Below are 24,062 nucleotides of genomic sequence, written 5' to 3'. Positions count from 1 at the left end.
CCATGACGTTCTTCAGCCCGCCGCACCGGATCGAGACCAGCATCTTCACGCAGCTGCCGGATCAGTTCCGCAAACCGCGCCGCACCGCCTGGGCGGATGCCAACCAGGGCGGACGCGAAATCGACTCCTTCCTCGAAGGGCCGTCCTTCGATCGGCAGGGGCGGTTGTACGTCACCGACATTCCCTACGGACGCATCTTCCGCGTCGGCGCTGACGGTGCGTGGGAGCTCGTGTCCGAATATGATGGCTGGCCGAACGGTTTGAAGATCCACCGCGACGGCCGCGTGTTCATCACCGACTACAAGCGCGGGATCATGCTGCTCGATGTAGCCAGCGGCAACGTGACGCCGTTCCTGGAGACGGCGGCGAGCGAGAGCTTCAAGGGCGTGAACGACCTCGTCTTCGCGCCATCGGGCAATCTCTATTTCACTGACCAGGGCCAGACCGGTATGCACGATCCCACGGGCCGGGTCTGGAAGCTGACGCCCGACGGCCGGCTCACCTGCCTCGTCAACACGATCCCGAGCCCGAACGGCATCGTCGTCGATCCCGAGGAGAGCTTTCTGCTCGTCGCAGTGACGCGGGCCAACCAGATCTGGCGCGTGCCGCTACCGGCGAGCGGCCTGACCACGAAGGTCGGCATCTTCTCGCATCTGCATGGCGGCCCCGGCGGTCCCGACGGGTTGGCGCTGGACGATGGCGGCAACCTCCTGGTCTGCCATACCGGCTTCGGTTCGGTTTGGCGGTTGTCGCCGCTCGCCGAACCGCTCGACCGCGTCGTCTCCTGTGCGGGCGTCGGGACGACCAATCTCGCTTTTGGCGGACCGCAGCGGAAGAGCCTCTTCATCACCGAGAGTCGCACCGGAACATTGCTGCGTGCGGAACTCGAAACGTCGGGCCTGGCGATGTTCTCGCACGCCGATTAGTCGCTGCACCCTCGGTGTCATCGCGCCGGCTGCGCCGTAACCGATGGTCGGCGCTGCACTTTTCCCTGCGAGTTCCTTCATTCCGCCGACGCGGCAGCTTCGGTCTCCTCAGAAAAATGAAACGCCGTTTCAAAATTAATTGAAACGGCGTTCTGTTTTTGCTAAGGCGCGTCATGGCCGGGAGAACACCGGCGCCCGGAGGGAACCAATGGCAAGCGTCACAGCCGCCTCAGCCCGACAAGGCTTCACACCCGAGGAGGAGAAGATCCTCTCGAAGGTGCTGTGGCGGATCGTGCCCTTTCTGCTGCTCTGCTACATCATCGCCTATCTCGACCGGGTCAACGTCGGCATCGCCAGCCTGACCATGAATGGCGACCTCGGCATCTCCCCATCCGCATTCGGCTGGAGCGCCGGGCTGTTCTTCTTCGGCTATTTCCTGGCGGAGGTGCCGAGCAACCTCGCCTTGCAGGCCATCGGCGCCCGCAAATGGATCGCCCGCATCCTGATCACCTGGGGCCTGATCGCGGCGGCAACGGCATTCGTGGTCGGTCCTGCAAGCTTCGGCGTCATGCGCTTCCTGCTTGGACTTGGCGAAGCCGGCTTCACGCCCGGCGTGTTCCTCTATTTCACCTACTGGTTTCCGGCGCGAATCCGCGGCACGGCGACCGCGGCTTTTCTGCTCGGCATCCCGATTGCGAACATCATCGGCGCGCCGATCTCGAGCTCTCTGCTCACGCTTGACGGCCTGGGCGGCCTGCATGGCTGGCAGTGGCTGTTGATCCTTGAAGGCCTGCCGGCGACACTTCTGGGCGTTGTTTGCTTCTTCACGCTCACGGACAAGCCAGAGCAGGCCAAGTGGTTGAGCCCTGACGAGCGGCGTTGGCTCGCCGAGGTGCTGGCGGCAGAGCGCGAGGCCATTGCCACAAAACATCCCTCCCGTCTCAGGGACGCCTTTATCAACTGGCGCGTCCTCGTCTGCGCCGCCGTCAATTTCTGCGCCATCATCGGCTCGGTCGGCCTCGGGCTGTGGATGCCGCAGATCATCAAGGGCTTCGGCTTTGGCGTCGTGACCGTCGGCTTCATCGCCGCCATTCCCTACATCTGCGGCGCCATCACGATGATGCTGTGGGCGCGACTATCGGACAAGGGCGGCGAGCGCAGCTGGTTCGTGGCGTCGGGTCTGCTCGTCGGCGCGGCCTCGCTGCTCGTCTGCGGCTACGCGACATCGTCCGCGCTGATCTCGATCGTCGCGCTCTGCGGCGCCGTGATCGGCATCATGTGCTACCAGTCGACTTTCTGGCCGATCCCGTCGAGCTTCCTCACCGGCAGCGCCGCCGCCGGCGGCCTCGCGATCATCGTCTCGATCGGCAATCTCGGTGGCTTCGTCGGTCCCTATCTCATCGGTGTGATCAAGCAGTCGACCGACAGCTTCTCATGGGCCCTGATCTCGGTGGCTGCATTTCTTGCCCTGGCTGCCGTCCTGATCCGCCTGCTTGGCGCCAGTCTGCAGCGACAGGCCGGAACGGCTGACGGCCGCGCGGGCCCGATCGCCCCCCTCTCGAAAGGAATTTGAAAATGAGCGAACGAAAGCAGTTTCGTCTCGGTCTGGTCGGTTATGGCGAGATCGGCAGCACGCTGGGCAAAGGACTGCGCGAAGCCGGCCTGCAGCAGATATTCTGCTACGACAAATATGCTTTCGACGGTCCGTATGCCGATTTGATCCAGAGCCGCGCCAAGGCCGCAGGCGTGATCTTGGTCAAGTCCAATCAGGAGCTCGCCGATGCAGCGGAGCTGATCTTCAGCGTCACGCCGGGCTCCAGGTCGCTTGAAAGCGCAGCCGCGTTCGCGCCTGTGCTCGATGGCCGCCACACCTTCCTCGACTTCGCCTCCGCCACGCCGAAGGTGAAATACGGCGTCGCCGAGCGGCTCGCCGGCACTGGCGCCACGCTCGGCGACGGCTCCATCATGGGCACGCCGAAGCACGGCTATGCGATGCACATGATGTCGAGCGGTCCCGCGGGCCAGCGCGTGGTCGACCTGCTTGTGCCCTGGGGCATGAGCATCGAATTCGCCGGCGAAAAGCTCGGCACGGCCTCGGGCATCAAGATCCTCCGCTCTGTCCTGATCAAGGGCATCGAGGCGCTGATCGACGAGACGCTGCTGGCCGCCCGATCGTATGGTCTCGATGAGACGGTACTGGCCTCGGCGTCGAAGACGCTGACGCGTCCATTCATGGACACGGTCGAGAGCCTGACGCCGTCAGGCGTGATCCATGCCAAGCGACGCACCGAAGAGGTCGAGATGGCGGCCGAGGCGGTCGAGGATGCCGGCATCGAGCCGCTGATGGCGCGCGCCACGGCAGCGCGGCTGCGCTGGAAGGACAGCCTGGGCCTGAAGGAGCATTTCAAGGGCGTCGTTCCCGAGAATTACAGGATCGCCATCGATGCGATCGCGACCAGGATGCAGGCCGGCGTGAAAGCAGCCGAATAAAACCAACAACAAAAGGGAGAGAAACGTGACGGCTGCTCGAACGGACATCGACCCGATAGAGAAGGTGACAATGCGCAGGGTGATCCTGCGCCTCGTGCCGTTCCTGATGGTCTGCTATTTCTTCGCGCTGCTCGATCGCGTCAATGTCGGCTTCGCGGCGTTGCAGATGAACAAGGATCTCGGGCTCACGCCGGCAATGTTTGGCTTTGGCGCCAGCCTGTTCTTCGTGTCCTATTTCCTGGTGGAAGTGCCGAGTAACCTGGCGCTGCAGAAATTCGGCGCGCGGCGCTGGATCGCCCGGATCATGATCACCTGGGGATTGGTGACGGCTTGCATGGCGCTGGTCGTGGGGCCGTATTCGCTATACGCGATGCGCTTCATCCTCGGCGCGGCGGAGGCCGGTTTCTTTCCGGGGGCGATCCTCTATCTGACCTATTGGCTGCCGTCCGAGTATCGAGCGCGCATCCTGGCGACCTTCACGGTCTCGATCCCGCTTGCGACCTTCTTGGGGTCACCGCTTTCGGTCGGCTTGCTCGAGCTTGACGGCGCGCTGGGCCTGCGCGGCTGGCAGTGGCTCTTCATCCTGGAGGGGTTGCCGACCGTTCTGCTCGGGCTTGCCTGCCTGTTCATTCTGACCGACAGGCCCGAAGCGGCGTCGTGGCTGACGAATGAGCAGCGGGATTGGCTGAAGGCACGCATGGCGGCGGATGCAGCCGCGCGCAAACCGGTCGGTCATCTCTCGCTCTGGCAGCTTGCCACCAACAAATATTTCCTCGTCATGGCCCTGGTTTGCTCCGGTGCCTCGGCCACCGGTAGCGTGCTGTCGGTCTGGCAACCGCAATTGCTGAAATCGTTCGGCCTCTCCAATCTGCAAACCGGCTTCGTCAATGCGATTCCTTGCGGCGTTGCCACCGTGCTCATGGTGCTGTGGGGCCGCCATTCGGACAAATCCGGTGAGCGCCGCTGGCACACGGCCATTCCGCTGCTGTTCGCCGCCGGCGGCTTCACGGCATTGAGCCTGACGGGAACGGCAGTCGCGCCGACCATCGTCATGGTGACGTTCTGCCTGGTGGGCGCCTATGCCTTCAAGGGGCCGTTCTGGGCGCTGTCGGCGAGCTGGCTCTCGACCAGCACGCTCGCGGCCGGCCTCGCCGGGATCAACGCGATCTCCAATCTGATCGGCGGCGGCCTGATGGTGAACGTGGTGGGGCTCGTCAAGGAATCGACAGGCAGCTTCGTGCTCGGGATGCTGCCGCTGGCGCTGCTGTGCGCCGTCGCCGCGACCTTGGTCCTCGCGCTTGGCCGCAACGTCGCGCGCGCAGCCGACATGGTGGCGGCGAAGTCATGAGTGAGCGCAGCAAGACGTCACAGCACGCCATCAACAGGCGCGGCGTTCTCGCAGGGATGTTGGTCGCGAGCACGAGCGCCTGGGCTGGCGGGGTCGAGCAGACGGTGCCCAACAGCACCGGGTCGGCGCCGCCGCGCTTGAACGCGCCTGCGGACGCGTGCGATTGCCATCACCATATCTACGACGGGCGGTTTCCCGTTTCGCCACATTGGCACCAGGGCTTTCCACCAGGCGCGACCGTCGCTGATTATCGACATCTCCAGCGCCGGCTCGGCACCACCAGGAGTGTGGTGGTGCAACCCTCGACATACGGGGTCGACAACCGGTGTCTTGCCGACGCGCTGGGCCAGCTAGGTTCCTCGTCACGCGGCGTTGCCGTCGTCGACACCGACGTCGAGGAAGCAGAGCTGCGCGCGCTGGCTGATGCCGGCGTCTGCGCCATCCGCGTCAATTTCGTGTCTCCGCAGACCTGGGGGACGACAACGCCGGAGATGCTTGCCGCACTCGCCAGGCGCGTCAGCCCGCTCGGCTGGCACGTGCAGATCCTGATGACGGGCGATCAGATCGTGGCTCATGAGAAGGTCATCCGATCGCTGCCCACCAGGATGGTCATCGACCATCTCGGGCGTATTCCCCAGCCTGATGGCCTCAAGCATCCCGCGTTTGCCGCCGTGCGCCGCATACTCGATGAAGGCCGGGCCTGGGTGAAGGTCACCGAGCCCTATGAGGACAGCAAGCTCGGTCCGCCCTATGTCGACTCCAGCGAAGTTGCGCGCGCCTATGTGCAGGCCACGCCGGAGCGCATCTTGTGGGGCACGGACTGGCCGCATCCGACCCAGCGCGGCACCAAGCCGGACGATGCCTTGTTGCTCGATCTTCTCGCAGACTGGGCGCCGGACGAAAAAACGCGCCGGCGCATCCTGGTCGATAATCCCGCCGAACTGTTCGGCTTCGCGCACTGAGAATGCAACAGCTTCATCATCAAGCATCGAGAGAGACCGACGCATGTCCGTAGGATTTCGAATTCTGAACCGGCAAAGAAAAGTCGCGACCGAAATCGTCGAGCGCTTTGCCCGCTTGCCGGTCGCAAATGTCAGCGACAGCATGTCCCGGCTGACGGCGGCCGGAGCGCGGCTTCGGCCGATGCATCAGGCCGGAGGGATGTCCGGCGTGGCGCTCACCGTCAAGACACGGCCGGGCGACAACCTGATGATCCACAAGGCGATGGCGATGGCCGAGCCAGGCGACGTCATCGTGGTCGATGCCGGCGGCGATCTCACCAACGCGCTGATCGGCGAGATGATGCTGACACGAATGATCAAGGGCGGACTTGCAGGCATCGCCATCGATGGCGCGGTTCGGGACGCCGGCTTCATCCGTGGCCAGAATTTTCCCGTTTTCGCGGCAGGTGTCACCCATCGCGGACCGTACAAGAACGGCCCTGGCGAGATTAATGTTCCGATCGCAATTGATGGCATGGTGATCCAGCCGGGCGATCTCATCATCGGTGACGATGACGGACTGCTCTGCGTGCCGTTTGACGATGTGGATGAGGTGCTGAAGGCAGCCAACTCGAAATATCAGGCCGAGCAGAAGCAGATCGAGAACATCAAGGCCGGAACGCACGATTCGACCTGGGTGGACAAGACCCTGCGCGAGTTGAATTGCGGAGGTCTCGACTAACGTCGGGATGAGTGCACCCTAATCCGATCGGCCTCTCCTCAGGTCTTGCCTCAGCGCCCGAGCGGCACCGACGTCTGGATCGTCCAATCGGCGATGGGAATGTCCTGTCCTGAACGGACGATGCAAATTCTGTCGAAGGTAATGGTGCGGCCCGCGAGACGCTGCACGAATTCGACTGATACCGGCGCCTTCACCATCTCCGGCAGGTTGCCATAGAGCAGCGAGACATGCGGCATGAAGCGTTCAGTCTCCTGCGCATCGAGGCGTTGCTTCAGCCCCAAGAGCTGCGCCGAAACGGCGAAGCGCAGGTAGAACGCCCGGAAGAACGCCTGCGTCGTCTCGATCCCAGCGATCGGTTCGGCGAAGGGCTGCGACGCAGCGGCTGCTGCCCGAGCGTCGTCGTGGAGATGCTCGAACGTTGCATTCGTGTCGCCGCGCAGCGTCAGATGCGGCGTAAAATTCGGCGTGCCGAAGCGCGTCGCAAGCTCGCCGATGAGCGAAGCGACGAACGCTTCGTCTTCGGGGCACGGCATGAGCCAGAGCGATCGGATTTCGACGGTCATCGAAAGTCATAAATCTGTTGCACGAGCGCGCTAGGGGTCGCTATGTTTATTCCACGCTGATCGCAGAATGGAAGAACAATTCCATCTGAGTAAATAGGACGGCGTGGAGGAGCGGAACGTGCGGGCGAGCTCGCAAGCTATGTCGGGTGTCGGCGCAGCAATCGAGGTGCGCGGCCTGCACGTGGCCTATGGCGGCACGAAGGTGCTTCACGGCGTCGATATTGATTTCGCGCCGGGGTCTTTCACGGCGTTGCTCGGCTCCTCCGGCTGCGGCAAGACCACGCTTCTGCGCTCGCTCTCTGGCTTTGTGCCGGTCGTATCAGGCTCGATCGCTGTTGGTGGCAAAGACGTCGCGGGTCTGCCGCCCGAGAAGCGCGGCATGGCGATGGTGTTCCAGTCCTATGCGCTCTGGCCGCATATGACGGTGCTCCAGAATATAGGCTACGGCCTGAAGCTGCGCGGGGCGTCCAAGCGCGACATCGCCGCCAAGGTGTCCTCGCTGCTGGCGATGCTGGGGCTCGCCGGCTACGAAGATCGCAAGGTCACGGCCATGTCGGGCGGGCAGCGGCAACGTGTGGCGCTGGGACGCGCGCTTGCGGTCGACCCCGGCATCCTGCTGCTGGACGAGCCTCTCTCCAACCTCGACGCCAAGATCCGCATGACGATGCGTCACGAGATCCGCGCCATCCAGCAGCGGCTCGGCGTCACCACGATCCATGTCACGCATGACCGCGAGGAGGCGATGACGATGGCCGACAGGCTGGTCATCATGAATGCTGGCCGCATCGCGCAGATCGGGACGCCGGAGGAGATCTATGACCGGCCGAACAGCGCCTTCGTCGCCAATTTCATGGGCGCCGAGAACGTACTGCCCCTTCATGTCGTCACCGGCGAAGGCCCTACCACGATCACGGCTGGCGAGGCGCGCTGCGTGCTCCCCAGTGAACTCGACCTTGCTCTGCCAGCGGGCGAAGCACTTGCCTATTTCCGCGACGACGTCGCTACCCTGGATGCGCCCGATGCCGCACCGGGCGAGGATCTGGTTGTGCCGGGCCGCATTGCGGCGCGCAGCTATCCGGGTGGGCTCTACCGCTACAGGATCGAGGCCGCCGGCCGTCAGCTGACCGTGGATCACGCCGTCAGGCATGAACCCGGCGCGGCCGTCGGCCTGCGTATCCCGCTTTCACGCCTTCACATCTTCCCGGCTGCACAGGCCTCCATGCAGGCCTCCATTCTTGCCTGACCCCTTCCAACGATCCGACACGGAGCCAGACTCATGCGCCTTCTCACGATCGCCACCTCGCTCGCCGCGCTGATCGCGGCTTCGCCGCTCGCAGCGCAAACGCTCAACGTCGCCTCCGCGGGTGATCAGAATATGGTCGACTACGTCAAGGACTACCTTGCCCCGATGTTCGAGAAGGCTCATCCGGGCGTCAAGATCGTCGCGGTCGGCACCGGGCCGGGCGATGCCGGCTCGCAGAAGATTTACGAGAAGCTCAACGCCCAGAAAGGCGCGACCGCAACCGATTTCGATGTGGTGGTGATCCACCAGAAGGCCGCCGGCCAGATGGTCAAGGAAGGCCTGCTCGACAAATATTCGGCCAATGTCGATACCGCCACGCTCGCCACGGGCGACGCGTCCAGGAACGCGCTCGGCACCGACGTGAGCGGCTACGTCATCCCGATGTTCCAGTCGCAGACCGCGCTCGCGTACAATGCCGACATGGTCAAGACGCCCCCGGCGACCTTTGCCGAGCTCGCCGATTGGGCCAAAAAGAATCCGAAGCAGTTCGGCTATAACGGCATCAAAGGTGGCATGTCGGGAGTGGCCTTCGTCGCCGGCTGGATCTACGCCTTCGGCGGCGATGCCGACAGACTGATGAAAGGCCCCTACGACGCCGCCACCAAGGCCAATTGGGACAAGGCCTTTGCGGATCTCAAGGCCTTCAACGCCAACGCGACCATCACCCCCGGCAATGCCGGCACGCTCGACATGCTGAACCGCGGCGAGATTGCGATCGGCCCGGTCTGGGTCGACATGTTCTACTCGTGGCAGGCCGACGGCAAGCTGCCGCCGAACATGAAGCTGAAACTCATCTCGCCCGGCATGCCCGGTCAGCCGATGTATTATTCCATCCCTGAGAAATCGGCACAGAAGAAGCTGGCCGAGGCTTTCATAGCGCTTGCAACTTCGCCGCAAGTCCAGGCCGACGGCATCGTCAGGAAGTTCAACTGGTATCCAGGCATCGACGCCAAGAACCTTGAAGGCAAGCTCGACAAGGCCGCTTGGGACAAGCTCTTCAGCGACGTGACGCCGGCCGAGCTCGCCAGTAACGGCAAGCCCTTTCCCATAGCGCCCTACTTTAACGACATCCTCGAGGGCTACGAGAAGAAGGTCGCGAACTGAGGTTCGTTGCGGGAGGCCGTTTTCTCCTCTGCGCCGCTGTCAGCAGGTTCGATGTCCATCTCCCAACGCCAGCTCGCTCTGCTGCTCATCGCGCCTGGCCTCGCGCTGGTGGCGGCGCTGTTTCTCTATCCGCTGAGCTTCTCGCTGATTTCGGCCTTCACGGGGCCGAAAGGAGGATTCTCGCTGGATGCCTTTCGAAAGGCCTGGGAGCTCTATTCCGGCGACGTCCTCTTTACCGTCGTGATCGTGCTCGCCTCCTGCTCGTTCACGGGGCTCGCCGCCATCATCATCGCTGGTACGCTGACGCTCGGCGAGAACCGCTTCATTGTTGGCACGCTGAAAGCGCTCTATCGCTGGCCGCTCTTCATCCCGTTCATCGTGGCGGCACAGTGCATGCGCACCTTCCTCGCCAAGAACGGGCTGATGAACAATTCCTTCGTAGCCATGGGGCTGATGGAGCCGCTCCAGGCGGTAAGCTTCCTCGACTGGCGCGGCATCATCGCCACCTTCGTCTGGAAGCAGACGCCCTTCGTTGCCCTGCTGCTCGCGGGTGCGCTCGCCGCGATCGACCGCGCGACGCTTGAAGCGGGCCGCAATCTTGGTGCCTCTCGCTTGCGCGTGCTGGTCGAGCTCGCGTTGCCTCAGGTGATGCCGCAGCTCCTCGTGGCGCTGGTCCTGTCGTTCGTGACGATGCTCTCGGTGCTGTCGGTACCGATGATGGTGGCGGGATCGCAGCCCACCCTGCTGACCGTCGACATGGCCTTCCGCATCAACGCCTATGGCGATTACGCCACGGCGAATGCGCTCGGCGTCATCACCTATCTGCTCTCGGCCGGCGCTGCGATCATCTATCTGAAGCGCGGCATGGCGAAGGAGGGCGCGTCATGATGCGTCTGGCATCTTCGCTGCGCACGGCATTGGCCGCGTTCCTGCTCGCGGCCTTTGCCTTCGTGCTGATCGGCCCACTCGCCAACCTCGCGCTCTGGTCCGTGGCCGAGCGCTGGTACACGCCCTATAAACTGCCGGTGACCTACGGCACGCGCTATTGGGAGCAGGTATTCCGTCCGACGGGCGACGCCATGGCTTCGCTCGGCACGTCGGTCTGGATCGCGGTGCTGACGGTCGTCGTTGCGCTCGCGCTCTCGATCCCGGCCGGCTACGCGCTGGCGCGGCTGAAGCTGCCGGCGCGCGCCTTGTTCATGGTCGTGTTCCTGCTGCCGCAGGCCTTTCCGTCGGTCGCGATCTACATCAACGTCGCCCGCGTCTTCTACCAACTCGGCATCAACGGCACGGTCTTCGCCGTGGTGCTCGTCCATGCCGCGCACGGGCTGGTCTATTCGGTCTGGATCGCGGCTGCCGCCTTCGGCGCAGTCGACAAGGATCTGGAGCTTGCAGCGCGCAACATCGGCGCCTCGCCGCTCAAGACGTTTGTCTCGGTGACGCTGCCGCTGGCCGCACCCGGCATCGTCGCCAGCGGCATCTTTGTCTTCCTGGAATCGCTCGACGAGTTCACTGGCACCTTCTTCGTCGGCGTGCCGCAGGTCAGGACCCTGCCGCTGCTGCTCTACAATGCGGCGATGGGCGGTAACTATCAGATCGCCTCGATCACGGCGCTGATCCTGCTCGTGCCCTCGGTGCTGTTCATGCTCTTTATCGAGCGCTTCTTGCGCGCCGACGTGCTGGCCAAGGTCGGCGCCTAAGCAATTCTTCCAGGGCACTCTCGGCTCGGCTCTCTCGACCGACATGCGAGCCGACAGAAATTCCAGTACCCCGGATGAAACGCAAGCGTAATCAGGCATCCTATCGTGTGCGCGTGTGTCTCGGATTGCGCTCCGCTTCACACGCGCTACGAAGCCACGTCAGGCTGCAGGCTCCAGCACCATCATTCCGGTCGCCGTGTTCGAGATCGGAATGTGATAGTTGGAATGCTGCTTCTTGACCTTCTCCGGCAGTGTGCCGCGCGCGACCATCCAGTTCAGCAATTCGACTCCTTGGGTGCCGGAGAGCTCGACCAGCTCGACGGTCGAATATTTCGTGGCCCAGGCGGGGTCGTTGACCATGCTGTCCATGAACTTCAGGTCGAACTCCTTGTTGATGAAGCCCGCGCGCTCGCCATCGAGTTGATGGGAGAGACCGCCGGTGCCCATCACCACGACCCGCTCGTCCTTGGGCCATGATGCAATCGCGCGTGCGAGCGCGTTGCCGAGCTTGTAGCAGCGGGCCGCAGAGGGCAGGGGCGCCTGCACCGTGTTCACCACCACCGGAACGGTACGGACCGGCCAGTTCTGGTCGGGCCAGCACAGCGCCATCGGCAGTGTGAAGGCGTGGTCGACGACCATCTCCTGGCAGGACACGACGTCGAACTCGTCTTCGACGAGCTTCTCGATGATGTGCCATGACAGCTCGGGATCGCCGCGGAACGGTTTTACGGTCGGAATGCCCCAGCCCTCGTCGGCGTTGCGATATTCGCTCGCGGCCCCGATCGCGAAGGTCGGCATCTTGTCGAGGAAGAAGTTCAGGCCGTGATCATTATAGACCATCACGACGACGTCTGGCTTCACCTTGGCGAGCCAGTCGCGCGCCGGCGGAAAGCCGTCGAAGAAGGGTTTCCAATAGGGATCCTGCTGCAGGCCCTTGGCGATCGCGCCGCCGATGGCAGGCACGTGTGAGGTCGTGATCGCACCAACAATCCTTGCCATGATGATTACCTCGCTGCCGCCAGAAGTTTCGCCTTGAACTCGTCCTTGGTCATGCCGGTCTGCTGCGCGCCGATGTCCTGCATGTCGAGACCGAAGATGCCGGCGAATTTGGCGAGGTAGTAGGCATTGCCGCCGGCCTCGATCAGCTGCAGCACGTTGCGATTGCGGATCGCCTCGCGCTGCTGGGCGTTGAGGCCGTATTTGGCGCAATAGGCGTCCTCGTTCCCGACGAAGGCAGCCCGGTTGGCGGCATCGTTGAACGAGTAGCACATCTTGTTCAGCGCATAGCCCTTGCGGGCCTGCTCGCCGTCGAAAATCGTGGTGCCCGGCACGGGCTGCCGCGGCTTGGCGTTGGGCATGACGTTTCTCCCTGGGTCTTGTTTCCGGGCCCGGCGCGATTTGCTTCAGATCAAACCGCGCAGCAGCCGTCCCGGGCAGTATTCAACGATTGCCAGGGAAGATAAACGCCGGGACTCTGATAGCTCTCATGAGCCAATTCGATCATTTGGATCTGGATGGCCACCTGCTTCGGCTGCTGCTGGCGGTAGTCGAGGAGGGCTCGGTGACGCAGGCAGCGCAGCGGCTCGGCGTGACCCAGTCGGCGGTCAGCCATCTCCTCGACAAGCTGCGCGCCATCGTCGGCGATCCCTTGTTCGTGAAGTCGGGGCGGGGGATCGTGCCGACGGCACGCGCGCAGGCGCTTGCGATCGATGCGCGCCGGCTGCTGGACGAGTTGCGCAGCTTCTCCAGTGCCGCCGAATTCGATCCGGCGAAGCTGTCCGCGCTGGTGACGATCGCCGCCAATGACTTGCAGCGCGACCTCTTGTTGCCGTCCTTCCTGCGCTATGTCCGCGGCCAGGCGCCGGGCTTTGCCCTGCGCGTGATCCAGTCCGGCGCGCCGACGGCCGAGCTATTGCGCGACGAGCAGTGCCAGCTCGTCATTACGCCGCGGCCGCCCGAGGCCTCGGATGTCCTGCAGAAGCGGCTCTACGAGGACAATTACCGCGTGTTCTACGACGCGAGTCAGCGCAAGGCGCCGGTGACGCTCGAGGACTACCTTGCGGCAGACCACGTCACCGTATTGCATGAGCCGCGGCGGCCGCTCGACATCGACGAGGTGCTCGCCGAACGCGGGGTGCACCGCCGCTTCGTGGCGGAGGTCCCCGGCTTTGCCGGGATCGGACCGTTCCTGCGCGGCAGCACGCTGATTGCGACACTGCCGAGCCTGCTGCGTGCCCATATGCTGCGCGACTTCGCCGTGGCGCCGGTGCCGGTGGCATGCCCGCCGATGCCGATGTTCATGGCCTGGCACATCCGGCACCAGACCGATCCGATGCATCGCTGGCTGCGCCAGCAGCTCGAAATCGTGGTCGCGCCGTCGCTGGCGGCGGCTGCGGAGCACATGCCCAACGCGCCGCCCGTGCGGAGGGCAGCCCGCCCCTGATCGTTCCGCAATGGAATACCGCCCAGCGCCTGCGACGTCGTGGCGACCGGGCGGCCATGTTTGAAAAGTCCAAGTCTCTGCGAGGTTCATCTCTCACGGCGCACACGCCCGCGGCGCTAAGCATAGGCAAGAGCAAGCAACACAGATATCAACGAGGAGACCCCATGTTCGCCTTCGATCCCTATTCGCCCGTGGTCGATGCCGACCCGTTCCCGTTCTACAAGACGCTGCGCGACGAGCATCCCTGCTTCTGGAGCCCGCAGGCGGGCATGTGGGTCCTGTCGCGCTATTCCGACATCGTTTCCGCCGGTCAGAACTGGCAGGTCTTCTCCTCCGCCAAGGGTAATCTGATGACCGAATTGCCCAACCGCGCGGGCGCCACGCTCGGCACCACCGATCCGCCGCGCCACGACCGGCTGCGCGGCCTGATCCAGTACGCCTTCATGAAGCGCAATCTCGAGGCGCTGGCCGATCCGATCCGCGACATCGCCCGGACCACCGCGCAAGCCTTGCGCGGCAAGGAGCGCTTCGACTTCATCGAGGATTTTTCGTCCAAGTTCACGGTGCGCGTGCTGTTTGCCGCGCTGGGGCTGCCGCTCGGCGACGAACAGACCGTCCGCGACAAGGCCGTGCTGATGGTGCAGAGCGATCCGCACACCCGCGCCAAGGGGCCCGAGCATATCGCGGCCTACAACTGGATGCAGGACTACGCGTCCAAGGTGATTGCGGAACGCAGGGCCAATCCGCAGAACGACCTGATCTCGCATTTCAGCATGGCCGAGATCGACGGCGACAGGCTCGACGAGCGCGAGGTGCTGCTCACCACCACGACGCTGATCATGGCCGGAATTGAATCGCTCGGCGGCTTCATGAGCATGTTCGCCTTCAACCTCGCGGACTACAAGGAGGCGCGGCAGGCGGTGGTCGACAATCCCGAGCTGTTGCCCGACGCGATCGAGGAATCGCTTCGCTTCAACACCTCGGCCCAGCGCTTCCGGCGCTGCCTGCAGAAGGACCTCACGCTGCATGGCCAGACCATGCGGGAGGGCGATTTCGTCTGCCTCGCCTATGGCTCGGGCAATCGCGACGAGCGGCAATATCCCGATCCGGATGTCTACGACATCACCCGCAAGCCGCGCGGCCATTTGGGCTTTGGCGGCGGCGTGCATGCCTGTCTCGGCACCGCGATCGCCCGTCTCGGCGTGAAGATCGCCTTCGACGAATTCCACAAGGTCGTGCCGAATTACCGCCGCACCCAGGAGCAACTGGCCTGGATGCCGTCATCGACGTTCCGCAGCCCGATGCTGCTCGAGCTGGCCGTGCACTGAGGGAGAGGGCGATGGTTAGCATCATCTATGTCGAGCCCTCGGGCAAACGCCACGCCGTGAATGTCGAGGAGGGCTGGAGCCTGATGCAGGGCGCGACCGCCAATGGCGTCGACGGCATCGTCGGCGAATGCGGCGGCTCCTGCGCCTGCGGCACCTGCCACTGCTACGTCGAGGAGAGCCGGTTCACCGAGCTGCCGGCGCCGAGCGCCGCCGAGGTGGACATGCTCGATACGGTCGCCGCCGAGCTGAAGCCGAACAGCCGGCTGGCCTGTCAGATCCAGGCGACGGCTGGGCTGGAAGGGCTGGTGGTCACGCTGCCGGCGACGCAGGGGTGACATGAACTGACTTCGTCATTCCGGGCCTGCGCCTTGCGGCGCATCCCGGAATGACAGGAGAGAGCGGGCTACTTAACCCGCCGCGAGCTGCCGGTCGAGGTCGTGCAGCACCTGGTAGCAGGGCAGCACCTGGGCGACGCTGGCATTGGGCTCGCGGCCCTCGCGGATCGCGGCGAAGAACTCGCGGTCCTGCAGCTCGATGCCGTTCATGGAGACGTCGACCTTGGAGACGTCGATCTTCTCCTCCTTGCCGTTCACCAGATCGTCGTAGCGGGCGATATAGGTGCCGGTGTCGCCGATGTAGCGAAAGAAGGTGCCGAGCGGCCCGTCATTGTTGAAGGACAGGCTGAGCGTGCAGATGGCGCCATTGGCGGCCTTGAGCTGGATCGACATGTCCATGGCGATGCCCAGCGCCGGATGGATCGGTCCTTGCACCGCGTTGGCCTTCACGATCGGCGAGCGCGCCTGATAGGCGAACAAATCGACCGTATGGGCGGCGTGATGCCAGAGCAGATGGTCGGTCCAGCTCCGCGGCTGGCCCAGCGCGTTCATGTTGGTGCGGCGGAAGAAGTAGGTCTGCACGTCCATCTGTTGGATGTGGAATTCGCCGGCCTTGATCTTCTTGTGCACGAATTGATGGCTCGGGTTGAAGCGGCGGGTGTGGCCGCACATGGCGGTCAATCCGGTCTTCTTCTGCAGATCCACCACGGCCTGCGCGTCGGCCAGCGAGTCCGCGAGCGGAATCTCGACCTGCACATGCTTGCCGGCCTTCATGCAGTCGATCGCCTGGGCGGCATGCATCTGGGTCGGCGTGCACAGGATCACGGCGTCGACCTCCGGCAGCTTGAGGCTGTCGGTAAGCTCGGTCGAGACGTGCTTGATGCCGTATTTGTCGGCGACCTCCTTGGTCTGATCGAGCCTGCGCCCGACCAGCGACACCACCTCGACGCCGTCGATGTTCTTGATGCCGTCGAGGTGCTTGATGCCGAACGCGCCGGCACCGGCCAGCGCCACCTTGATCGTTTTGGCCATGTCAGTTGTTCTCCTCTTCCGGCCAGTACAGCCGCATCGGGTTGTCGACCAGCAGCTTGCGCTGCAGCTCAGGCGTGACCGCAATGTGCGGAATGAAATCGACCAGCAGGCCGTCGTCGGGCATGTGCCCCTTCAGGTTGGGATGCGGCCAGTCGGTGCCCCAGAGCACGCGGTCCGGGAAGGTCTCGACGACGCGGCGGGCGAAAGGGATCACATCCTTGTAGGCGTTCTGCTCGCCGTTCAGCGCCGGCGGCCCGGCAACCGACAGACGCTCCGGACAGCTCACCTTGGACCAGACGTTGTCGTGCTCGCGCATGAATTTCAGGAACAGCGAGAATTCCGGACCGTCGATCGGCTTGCCGACGTCGGGCCGGCCCATGTGATCGACCACGACCGTGGTCGGCAGGCCCGTGAAGAAATCCCAGAGCTCGGGCAGGTCCACGGCCTCGAAATAGATCACGACGTGCCAGCCGAGCTCGCCGATGCGCGTGGCGATCTCGTTCAGCTCGTCCTTCGGGGTGAAATCGACCAGGCGCTTGACGAAGTTGAAGCGCACACCGCGCACCCCGGCGTCGTGCATGGCCTGCAGCTCGGCATCACTGACGCTGCGCTTGACGGTCGCAACGCCGCGCGCCTTGCCGCCGGAGTGCTTGAGCGCGTCGATCATCGCGCGGTTGTCAGCGCCGTGGCAGGTCGCCTGCACGACGACGTTGCGGGAGAAGCCGAGATGATCGCGCAGCGCATGAAGCTGCTGGCGCGAGGCGTCGCACGGCGTGTATTTCCGCTCCGGCGCATACGGATATTCGGCGCCGGGGCCGAACACGTGGCAATGCGCATCGACGGCACCTGGCGGCACCTTGAAGCGGGGCTTTGACGGGCCATCATACCAGTCGAGCCAACCCGGGGTCTTCTCGAACGGCCCGGTCACAGGTTTGGACATGAACGCTTCCTCCTGGTGTTCGTCAGTGGCGCGGCCGACCCGTGGTTCTGGTCAGGCCGGCTCCATGCCCTGGCGTCGTATGGGAGCTTCCGCTTCTGCCGACGTCAGGAAATTGATCAATGCGCGTGCTCCGGCCTCGTTGGTTGCGTACGCGCAGACGCCGCACGTAAACAACGTCACCGATTGCACTTCGGGGGGCAGGGGACCCGCGATCTCGATGCCGGGCACGTCCAGGAACTCACTCAGCTGCTGAAAGCCGAGCTCAGCCTCGCCGCGCGCCACCAGCGTACCGACGGCAATGCCCGGTGACGCTTTTACAAGTCGCTCCGCGACGGTCTGCTCGATACCCCATGTCTTGAGGAGGTTGAGAACGTGGGTACCGCTCGGGCCGGTCGAGTAGCCGATCGACTTCGCGGCGAGCACGGCTGCTTTCAGGGCTGCCTCGCTGGCGAGGTCGGGGCGCCTGGCCCCGGCGCGGATTGCCACCGCCATCGCCGATCTGGCGAAGCCCGTGCGGCTGCTGGCCTTGAGAAAGCCGTCGGCCTCGAGCTGCTTCAGCGCGTCGTCGGCGAGCACGACCACATCGAAGGCCTCGCCGGCGCGCACGCGCTTGGCCGCATCGACGCCGCCGACGGACTCGATCGCAACCGCCTGTCCCGTTTTCGCCCGGTATGCGCCGGAAAGCTCCGTCAGGATCTGACGGGTCGCCATCGACGAGATGCCAGTGACCTGTGCCGCCATGTTCGTTGCTCAGTCGATGTATTTCAGCCCGGCCTTCGCCAGGGGCTCGCGCATCTTGTACATGTCGAGCCCGAGCACGCCGCTGGCGAGCTTCTCGCGCTTCTCGGCCTCGTTGTTCTCGCGCGCTTGCGCGGCATCCGCCGCCTGTTGCGCGATGCGAGCGGGGACCACGACGATGCCGTCCATGTCGGCGACAATCACGTCGCCGGGATTGACGGGCGTGCCGGCGCAAACGATGGGAATGTTGACGGAGCCGAGCGTCGCCTTGACGGTGCCGCGCGCGCTGATGGCGCGCGAGAACACCGGAAATTTCATCTCGGTGAGGTCCATGACGTCGCGCACGCCGCCGTCGATGACCAGGCCCTTGGCGCCGCGGGCGCGAAACGAGGTGGCGAGCAGGTCGCCGAAGAAGCCGTCGGTGTTCTCGACCGTGCAGGCCGCAACCACGACGTCTCCGGGCTGGATCTGCTCGGCCGCGACATGCATCATCCAGTTGTCGCCTGGCTGTAGCAGCACGGTGACGGCAGTGCCGCACATCTGCGCGCCCGGATAGATGGGACGCATATAATGCTGCATCAAGCCGACGCGGCCCATCGCCTCGTGGATGGTCGCAACTCCGAAGCGCGACAGCTTTTCGACCGCGGCCTTGTCGGCCCGGACGATGTTGCGGCGGACGATGCCGAGATCGTTCATCGCAGCGCTCATGATCAGTTTCCTTTTGCCTTCAGCGCGATATCGAGGCGCGGAAACACGCGACGCGCATTGCCTTCGTAGATCTTGTAGCGATCCTCGGCCGTCAGCGTCTTGGCCGCCTCGATGTAGCGCTTGGTATCGTCGTAGTGAAATCCGGTCTCCGGATCGATGCCGCGCACCGCGCCGATCATTTCACTCGCAAACAGCACGTTTTCGACCGGGATCACCTTGGTGAGGAGGTCGATGCCGGGCTGGTGATAGACGCAGGTGTCGAAGAAGATGTTGTTGAGGAGATGATCCTTCAAAAGCGGCTTCTTCATCTCCTGCGCGAGCCCGCGGAAGCGACCCCAATGATAGGGCACCGCGCCGCCGCCATGCGGGATCAGGAAGCGAAGCGTCGGAAAATCCTTGAACAGGTCCGAGGTCAGGCACTGCATGAAGGCCGTCGTGTCGGCGTTGAGATAGTGCGCGCCCGTGGTGTGGAAGCAGGCGTTGCAGCTGGTCGAGACGTGGATCATCGCGGGGATGTCGAGCTCGACCATCTTCTCGTAGATCGGATACCAGTGCCGGTCGGACAAGGGCGGCGACGTCCAGTGGCCGCCGGACGGATCGGGATTGAGGTTGATGCCGACGAAGCCGTAGTCCTTGACGCACTTCTCGAGCTCGGGAATGCAGGTCCTGGGATCGACGCCCGGCGACTGCGGCAGCATCGCCGCGCCGATGAAACTGTCAGGGAACAGCTTCGAGACGCGGAAGCACAATTCGTTGCAGATCGCAGCCCAGGTCGAGGACACCTCGAAGTCGCCGATGTGGTGGGCCATGAAGCTCGCGCGGGGCGAGAAGATGGTGAGGTCGCTGCCGCGCTCCTGCATCTGCCGGAGCTGGTTGTTGGCGATGGACTCGCGCAGCTCGTCATCGCTGATCCTGAGCTCGCTGGGCTTGGGCTTGGCGGAAGCGTCCTTGATGCCGGCGATCTGCCGGTTGCGCCAGTCCTCGAGGGCCTTAGGGGCCGTGGTGTAATGGCCGTGCACGTCGATGATCACTTGAGCTCTCCTCCCATTGTTCTTCGTCGGGCTTCGCGCGCTGCACGCATCTAGCGCGGCAGGGGCCCGGCGCTTGCCGATATCTTGCTTGGTGGCCGCGCCGCCGTGGGACGATCAAGCGTGGGCGCCTGGAGCGAGGCCACGGTTGCCTGCACGAGTTGCTCGATCGCCTCGGCCGGATCCGCGCCGTTGGTTTCGCCGCGCGACAGGCGCGAGACGCGCTCGGGCGTCACCAGCGTGCTCGGCGCGCAATGGCGCCGGTAGATTTCGAGGAGGAGGCCGTCCCTGGTGGTGAAATGACAGGTCACGCTGCCCGGATTGGCGCCCGCGGCATGCGCCACGTCGCGCACCCATACGGCGTTGAAGCCGTCGACGGAAAACAGCTCTTCGGCCGCGGCGAGAATGGCCTCGCGCATGTTCGGCTTGCGCGCCGTTTCCTTGCTGGCGGGTCCGCGGATCATGATTTGTACTATTGTACAAATGAGTAGGACAAGTCAACAAGAACGCTGCCAGCGGCCACCCATTGAGGACGTCGGCCCTTTCACGCCGTGATGCAGGCGCGCAGTTGAAACTGTGAGCTGCACTATAATGCGGCGATGGGCGGCAACGATCAGATCGGCTCGATCACGGCGCTGATCCTCCTCGTGCCCTCGGTGCTGTTCATGCTCTCTGTTGAACGCTTCTTGCGCGCCGACGTGCTGGCCAAGGTCGGCGCCTGAAGCATGATCCGGACCCGAAGGGCCGCGTGAGCGAAGTGCGCAGCGGCGCGCCACCGGCACGACATCGGCCGGAACATCTTCTTCAAGCTAGGGTTCAACGGCGGGGGCGTGAATGTCGTCCCGCTGAGCTTCTGTTGCCGCTGCGCGAGCAGTCAAAGCCCCCGGCTGCGACGTCAGGTCAGTCTTCGCACGGGCGGCCCTTCTGGACATGTGATCATAGAGATCCTTCCAGCCCTGCGCGCGGTCGCGCTCGGCCTTCCTGGCGCGCTCCTCGCGACGATAGCCGCGAATCCGCTCCTTCCGCTGCTCATTCAGCCTGCAGAGGAATCGGATAAGCACTCCGCCTGGCGTCATCATGTCCAGCGCTCATCAAATTGTTAAGACGCTTCATCACGTCGTATGATCTTACGACATTTAGTGCGGCTGTGGTTGCGCATGGTCCACAGGTCCTTTCGCCGAGGCGTTGCGTGCGCCGGTATTATCTGCCGCTCTGTCAGTGGCCCGCTGTGCGCGGCCCACGATCTTCAACTTGGATACGATGTCGGCGTTGTCCTCGCGGATGACCGTGGCGAAAGTATCCTCGATCGCATCAAGCTTGGCGCGCGAGTAATGACCGCTGTTGGGATCGAGATCAAAGTCGACTTCGACGACCAGCGTCTTCTTGCGGTGATGTCCCGCAATCTCCAGCTCGAAATAGGTTTGCGCGACACCATCAATCCGTTCGACGAGTTCTCGGACCATCGCTTTGGTTTGACTCATGGAGCTCTCCCGGGGTTTCAAAAAAACGTTCCGAAATTAAACCCGCGAAAGCCGCCCCCGGTTCCATCAAGCGCGAGGCCATTGAAACGCCGAACTGTGAATCGGCGCCGAACTAAGCCGCTTGAACTAACGGTAGCAATTCCTTGTAGCAAATATCGGATTCTGCATCGGGTGGGGTCCCAATCGGCGCCGATCGTAACCCCACCCCGATTGGCCTTTCTAGATTGGCTTCAGAGCATCATTGCCGATACTTACAGCTGCTTGATCCCGCGCCGATTCACAGTCAGCGTGTCGCCTTCGCGCTTCTTCGCGCCTCCGCAACTCACATCGGAGGAGCTACTCCGTTCGTGCCGGCGACCACATTTGCCGCGGATAAAGTGCCGTCGTCTGCCTTTTGCGACGGAACGAAGACCGTCATGCCAGGCTTGAGATCGCTTTGCGCGGCGGGCCCAAACGTGACGATCACGGTGCCTTCTGCGACGGAGATCGTCTTTTCCTTGCCGTGAAAATTTACGGTGATGTTACGTCCATCGACGTCCTTGACCGCGTTCGAGACCGTGGCGTTGGTCATCGTGCTGTTTGGCTTCAGGTCCCACGGATAGCTTCCTTCGCCGGTTCCTTTCATGGCCGCCGGGAAGATCAAGACTTCGACGGCTCCGTCGCCGCCTCTGGATTTGGGAAGCGAGGCAATGCCGACGAAGTCGCCAGGCTTGATGTCGTCGATCGAGGCTTTGACGACGCCGATCACTTTCCAGTTGTCGTTTAGCTTGATAGCGGTCGAGTTTCCCTCGCGGGTTTTCACAGTTAATTCGGACCCGTCAATGCTCTCGACTGTCCCACGCACGCGCACTGTGTCCGCCGCTTCCGCCGCTTGAATCGTAACCCCGCACAGCACAGCAATGATCAAAGTGGCGGCTGCTGCAGAAAACGCTCTCATATTCGATCCTTCCAGGTGACCTGACATTTTGGCTTATCGCCTAGGGAGGTACGATTTGACGTGGCTATTCATTACCGTGATCTGCATCACGTCACGGTGATGATGCTCGCTGGGACCGGCTTTTTCAGATGGGCATCCGCAAAGAAGCTCTCTATCGCAAATGGCGGAAATCGAGCCCGAAGCGGAGACACTTCCGACCAAGACTGGTCGCTAGAATCGTTACAAGCGGCAAGCTAGGCCATCCCAAAGCTCGGGATCGCCATTGTGCAAGCTGCATGCCGCCGACGCGCGGAGCGAGCAGGACAACGCTAGGGTCGAAAGCGATATGACCGAGATGGGGTGCCCGTACATGGCGTTGAGTTCGTCCGCATTGATCGGGTCATCAATGGCATGCGCTGCAGCGTTAGGCGATTGATGACTACGCCGAGGAGACAAGCGCGATGACATTGTCGCCGCAATCATGGGAAGTGCGACCAGTATTACCGTGACAGTGCACTGAACTTTCCCCACATTGCGCAAAGCGAACAAAGTAAATTAAGTGCACTGTCACCGTAACTATGATTTCGGCGATCGATCGAATCGGGAGTCCGGCGACATAGAACTTTGTGGCCACGGTCCCGCGCAGGTCGTGGAAGTGGAGGTCCGCGTCCTTCATCTTCGCCGCGATCCGGGTGCCCATGGCGGCCGGTCAAAACGTGGCGTTAACAAATGCGGCGATCATCTCGCCCCGCCGGATGGCGCCGGCCTCGGTCGGGTGCGTTCCGTCATGGGTGAACGTGCGAAAATTCCGAATATTTGTGCTCATCTTGCTCCATAGATCGAGACAGGGCACGCGGTTAACCGCAGCGGCATCCAAAAGCGCGGCGACATATTCGCGGAGGAAAATCCCGGCCTTATTCGGGTGCAAATCGGCGTCCAAATCCTCGTAGTTCCGTTCCCAGGCCGGCGCGATCAGGAAAATCCGTAACTCAGGAAAGGCGCTGGAGAGTTTTTGCAGGGAATATGTGAGCGCTCCCTTGAACGTCGTTTTTTGCTGGTCGCAAGCGCCGATCGGCCCGCAGAGGGTGAAATCGTTCGGCCCATATTCAAGGCCCAGGTGCGTCACATTGCTGAAATCGACCGCCTTGGCTCGGGCGATGGCCCGCATATTCGGTTCAAACGAAGTATTTTCCTGAACCTGTTTCGACCAATCACCGGAAACAATGGCGTCGACCAGGGAGCAAAGCGAATTAGACGGATTGCAGCCCTCATAAATGCCGGCACAAGCGCCGTGCAGTCCCAGATTGACCGGGATCAGGTTGAGGCGCGAACCAACGACAATCGGCGTTTTGCTGCCAATCTCGGTAATGCTCGTGCCCATCTGAACATAAATCCCCCTCGGGGGAATTTTCGCCGGCCGCGTCAGCCAATAAGTGCCGGCCGACGAAGCTGCGGCCGTTAACCCCACCAGCCCAAAATTTTGTAGGAAGCCCCGCCGATCCATAGAGAGCGTTCCTATCACCGCAACTTAGCCGAGAGCAATGGGGTACATGACATAGTCGTTTCCCTCACTGCGGCGGCCCTGCGAAAGCGGGACCGTTCGCTTCTTATCACCCATGGCGCACAGCAGCAAAGAACCCTTAGAGTTTTACAGCGATCCCGCAAGCCATTGAGGATGCTAGCGGCATGTTTCGCCTGTTTTACAAGCACGTGTATGATTTATATCGGCAACATCCAGCCTTCCAAGCTGAATACGAGGATTCGTCTTCGCCACGAAGGCCAGATATCACATTCGTAGCCGTGGATCGGCGCTGTGGTCGTGCAAAAATGCGGGAGATTACGGTGACAGTGCACTTAACTTTCTCCACATCGCGTAAAGCGAACAAAGTAAATTAAGTGCACTGGACTGCACCCCTGAAGTGAGACACGATAATTACAGTGACAGGCATTTCGAGGATGACCTGTGGCAGGACGAGGAAAGAAGCGTCAATTTCCG

At 63.0% G+C, this 24,062-nt stretch carries 25 protein-coding genes and 2 pseudogenes; 14 read left to right on the top strand and 13 right to left on the bottom strand.

Going from position 1 to position 24,062, the window contains the following annotated elements:
- Positions 1-2 precede the first annotated feature (2 nt).
- The 6 genes from M2427_RS29690 (at position 3) to M2427_RS29665 (ending at position 6,447) form a co-directional block, all read left to right on the top strand.
- Positions 3-926, top strand: coding sequence for an SMP-30/gluconolactonase/LRE family protein (locus M2427_RS29690; RefSeq protein WP_280710431.1), 924 nt, complete (start codon positions 3-5; stop codon positions 924-926).
- A 208-nt stretch (positions 927-1,134) separates the two neighbouring features.
- The gene (locus M2427_RS29685; RefSeq protein ID WP_280710430.1) at positions 1,135-2,499 is read left to right on the top strand and encodes an MFS transporter; all 1,365 of its coding nucleotides are present in this window, start codon (positions 1,135-1,137) and stop codon (positions 2,497-2,499) included.
- A gap of 2 nt (positions 2,500-2,501) precedes the next feature.
- Positions 2,502-3,416: an NAD(P)-dependent oxidoreductase gene (locus M2427_RS29680; protein ID WP_280710429.1), complete on the top strand. Its 915-nt coding sequence runs from the start codon at positions 2,502-2,504 to the stop codon at positions 3,414-3,416.
- Positions 3,417-3,441: 25 nt separating this feature from the next.
- Entirely contained in the window at positions 3,442-4,764 is a 1,323-nt protein-coding gene (locus tag M2427_RS29675; protein ID WP_280710428.1) for an MFS transporter, read from the top strand.
- Positions 4,761-5,726, top strand: coding sequence for an amidohydrolase family protein (locus M2427_RS29670; RefSeq protein ID WP_280710427.1), 966 nt, complete (start codon positions 4,761-4,763; stop codon positions 5,724-5,726). The genes M2427_RS29675 and M2427_RS29670 overlap by 4 nt, the downstream gene beginning before the upstream one ends.
- Positions 5,727-5,769: 43 nt before the next feature.
- A complete protein-coding gene (locus tag M2427_RS29665) occupies positions 5,770-6,447 on the top strand; it encodes an RraA family protein (RefSeq protein WP_280710426.1) in 678 nt (225 codons plus the stop codon).
- 50 nt (positions 6,448-6,497) lie between these two features.
- On the opposite strand, the gene M2427_RS29660 is transcribed toward M2427_RS29665, so the two are convergent.
- A complete protein-coding gene (locus M2427_RS29660; RefSeq protein WP_280710425.1) occupies positions 6,498-7,010 on the bottom strand; it encodes a hypothetical protein in 513 nt (170 codons plus the stop codon).
- Positions 7,011-7,128: 118 nt separating this feature from the next.
- Here M2427_RS29660 and M2427_RS29655 point away from each other — a divergent pair, with 118 nt between their 5' ends.
- Genes M2427_RS29655 through M2427_RS29640 form a run of 4 tightly spaced genes read left to right on the top strand, consistent with a single transcriptional unit; the run spans position 7,129 to position 11,117 of the window.
- Complete coding sequence (locus M2427_RS29655; RefSeq protein ID WP_280710424.1) at positions 7,129-8,253, top strand: ABC transporter ATP-binding protein; 1,125 nt, start codon at positions 7,129-7,131, stop codon at positions 8,251-8,253.
- Positions 8,254-8,286: 33 nt separating this feature from the next.
- A complete protein-coding gene (locus M2427_RS29650) occupies positions 8,287-9,417 on the top strand; it encodes an extracellular solute-binding protein (protein ID WP_280710423.1) in 1,131 nt (376 codons plus the stop codon).
- A gap of 51 nt (positions 9,418-9,468) precedes the next feature.
- On the top strand, positions 9,469-10,305 hold the full coding sequence (locus M2427_RS29645; RefSeq protein ID WP_280710422.1) for an ABC transporter permease subunit: 837 nt from the start codon (positions 9,469-9,471) through the stop codon (positions 10,303-10,305).
- Complete coding sequence (locus tag M2427_RS29640; RefSeq protein ID WP_280710520.1) at positions 10,305-11,117, top strand: ABC transporter permease subunit; 813 nt, start codon at positions 10,305-10,307, stop codon at positions 11,115-11,117. The genes M2427_RS29645 and M2427_RS29640 overlap by 1 nt, the downstream gene beginning before the upstream one ends.
- 159 nt (positions 11,118-11,276) lie before the next feature.
- On the opposite strand, the gene M2427_RS29635 is transcribed toward M2427_RS29640, so the two are convergent.
- On the bottom strand, positions 11,277-12,116 hold the full coding sequence (locus tag M2427_RS29635; protein ID WP_280710421.1) for a class III extradiol dioxygenase family protein: 840 nt from the start codon (positions 12,114-12,116) through the stop codon (positions 11,277-11,279).
- Positions 12,117-12,121: 5 nt separating this feature from the next.
- Positions 12,122-12,475 (bottom strand): protocatechuate 4,5-dioxygenase subunit alpha, encoded by a 354-nt coding sequence (locus M2427_RS29630; RefSeq protein WP_280710420.1) that lies wholly within the window; start codon positions 12,473-12,475, stop codon positions 12,122-12,124.
- A 128-nt stretch (positions 12,476-12,603) separates the two neighbouring features.
- Here M2427_RS29630 and M2427_RS29625 point away from each other — a divergent pair, with 128 nt between their 5' ends.
- The 3 genes from M2427_RS29625 (at position 12,604) to M2427_RS29615 (ending at position 15,223) form a co-directional block, all read left to right on the top strand.
- The gene (locus M2427_RS29625; RefSeq protein WP_280710419.1) at positions 12,604-13,560 is read left to right on the top strand and encodes a LysR family transcriptional regulator; all 957 of its coding nucleotides are present in this window, start codon (positions 12,604-12,606) and stop codon (positions 13,558-13,560) included.
- Between the two features lie 164 nt (positions 13,561-13,724).
- On the top strand, positions 13,725-14,888 hold the full coding sequence (locus M2427_RS29620) for a cytochrome P450 (RefSeq protein ID WP_280710418.1): 1,164 nt from the start codon (positions 13,725-13,727) through the stop codon (positions 14,886-14,888).
- Between the two features lie 11 nt (positions 14,889-14,899).
- Positions 14,900-15,223 (top strand): 2Fe-2S iron-sulfur cluster-binding protein, encoded by a 324-nt coding sequence (locus M2427_RS29615; protein ID WP_280710417.1) that lies wholly within the window; start codon positions 14,900-14,902, stop codon positions 15,221-15,223.
- Between the two features lie 72 nt (positions 15,224-15,295).
- On the opposite strand, the gene M2427_RS29610 is transcribed toward M2427_RS29615, so the two are convergent.
- The 6 genes from M2427_RS29610 to M2427_RS29585 are packed head-to-tail and all read right to left on the bottom strand — an operon-like array spanning position 15,296 to position 20,133.
- On the bottom strand, positions 15,296-16,255 hold the full coding sequence (locus M2427_RS29610) for a Gfo/Idh/MocA family oxidoreductase (RefSeq protein ID WP_280710416.1): 960 nt from the start codon (positions 16,253-16,255) through the stop codon (positions 15,296-15,298).
- A 1-nt stretch (position 16,256) separates the two neighbouring features.
- Positions 16,257-17,195 (bottom strand): amidohydrolase family protein, encoded by a 939-nt coding sequence (locus M2427_RS29605; protein ID WP_280710415.1) that lies wholly within the window; start codon positions 17,193-17,195, stop codon positions 16,257-16,259.
- 51 nt (positions 17,196-17,246) lie between these two features.
- Complete coding sequence (locus M2427_RS29600) at positions 17,247-17,936, bottom strand: substrate-binding domain-containing protein (protein ID WP_280710414.1); 690 nt, start codon at positions 17,934-17,936, stop codon at positions 17,247-17,249.
- A 9-nt stretch (positions 17,937-17,945) separates the two neighbouring features.
- Positions 17,946-18,641, bottom strand: a complete 696-nt coding sequence (ligK, locus tag M2427_RS29595; RefSeq protein ID WP_280710413.1) for a 4-carboxy-4-hydroxy-2-oxoadipate aldolase/oxaloacetate decarboxylase — start codon at positions 18,639-18,641, stop codon at positions 17,946-17,948.
- 2 nt (positions 18,642-18,643) lie between these two features.
- Complete coding sequence (locus M2427_RS29590) at positions 18,644-19,672, bottom strand: amidohydrolase family protein (RefSeq protein WP_280710412.1); 1,029 nt, start codon at positions 19,670-19,672, stop codon at positions 18,644-18,646.
- 50 nt (positions 19,673-19,722) lie between these two features.
- The gene (locus M2427_RS29585; RefSeq protein WP_280710411.1) at positions 19,723-20,133 is read right to left on the bottom strand and encodes a TetR/AcrR family transcriptional regulator; all 411 of its coding nucleotides are present in this window, start codon (positions 20,131-20,133) and stop codon (positions 19,723-19,725) included.
- A 117-nt stretch (positions 20,134-20,250) separates the two neighbouring features.
- On the opposite strand from M2427_RS29585, the pseudogene M2427_RS29580 reads away from it, so the two are divergent.
- Positions 20,251-20,391, top strand: a pseudogene (locus M2427_RS29580) (ABC transporter permease); the annotation flags it as partial.
- Positions 20,392-20,805: 414 nt separating this feature from the next.
- Here M2427_RS29580 and M2427_RS29575 read toward each other — a convergent pair.
- The 4 genes and pseudogenes from M2427_RS29575 to M2427_RS29560 form a co-directional block, all read right to left on the bottom strand.
- The gene (locus M2427_RS29575) at positions 20,806-21,150 is read right to left on the bottom strand and encodes a hypothetical protein (protein WP_280710410.1); all 345 of its coding nucleotides are present in this window, start codon (positions 21,148-21,150) and stop codon (positions 20,806-20,808) included.
- A 322-nt stretch (positions 21,151-21,472) separates the two neighbouring features.
- Positions 21,473-22,087: a DUF5666 domain-containing protein gene (locus tag M2427_RS29570; RefSeq protein ID WP_280710409.1), complete on the bottom strand. Its 615-nt coding sequence runs from the start codon at positions 22,085-22,087 to the stop codon at positions 21,473-21,475.
- 556 nt (positions 22,088-22,643) lie between these two features.
- Positions 22,644-22,748 (bottom strand): annotated as a pseudogene (locus tag M2427_RS29565) (site-specific integrase); the annotation flags it as partial.
- A 27-nt stretch (positions 22,749-22,775) separates the two neighbouring features.
- The gene (locus M2427_RS29560) at positions 22,776-23,570 is read right to left on the bottom strand and encodes an SGNH/GDSL hydrolase family protein (RefSeq protein ID WP_280710408.1); all 795 of its coding nucleotides are present in this window, start codon (positions 23,568-23,570) and stop codon (positions 22,776-22,778) included.
- Positions 23,571-24,062 lie beyond the last annotated feature (492 nt).

The sequence above is a fragment of the Bradyrhizobium sp. BR13661 genome (assembly GCF_029892425.1).
In the GTDB taxonomy this organism is placed as follows: Bacteria; Pseudomonadota; Alphaproteobacteria; order Rhizobiales; family Xanthobacteraceae; genus Bradyrhizobium.
The sequence above is the reverse complement of the archived record's forward strand: the minus strand, read 5'-3'. Positions and strand labels throughout refer to the sequence as shown.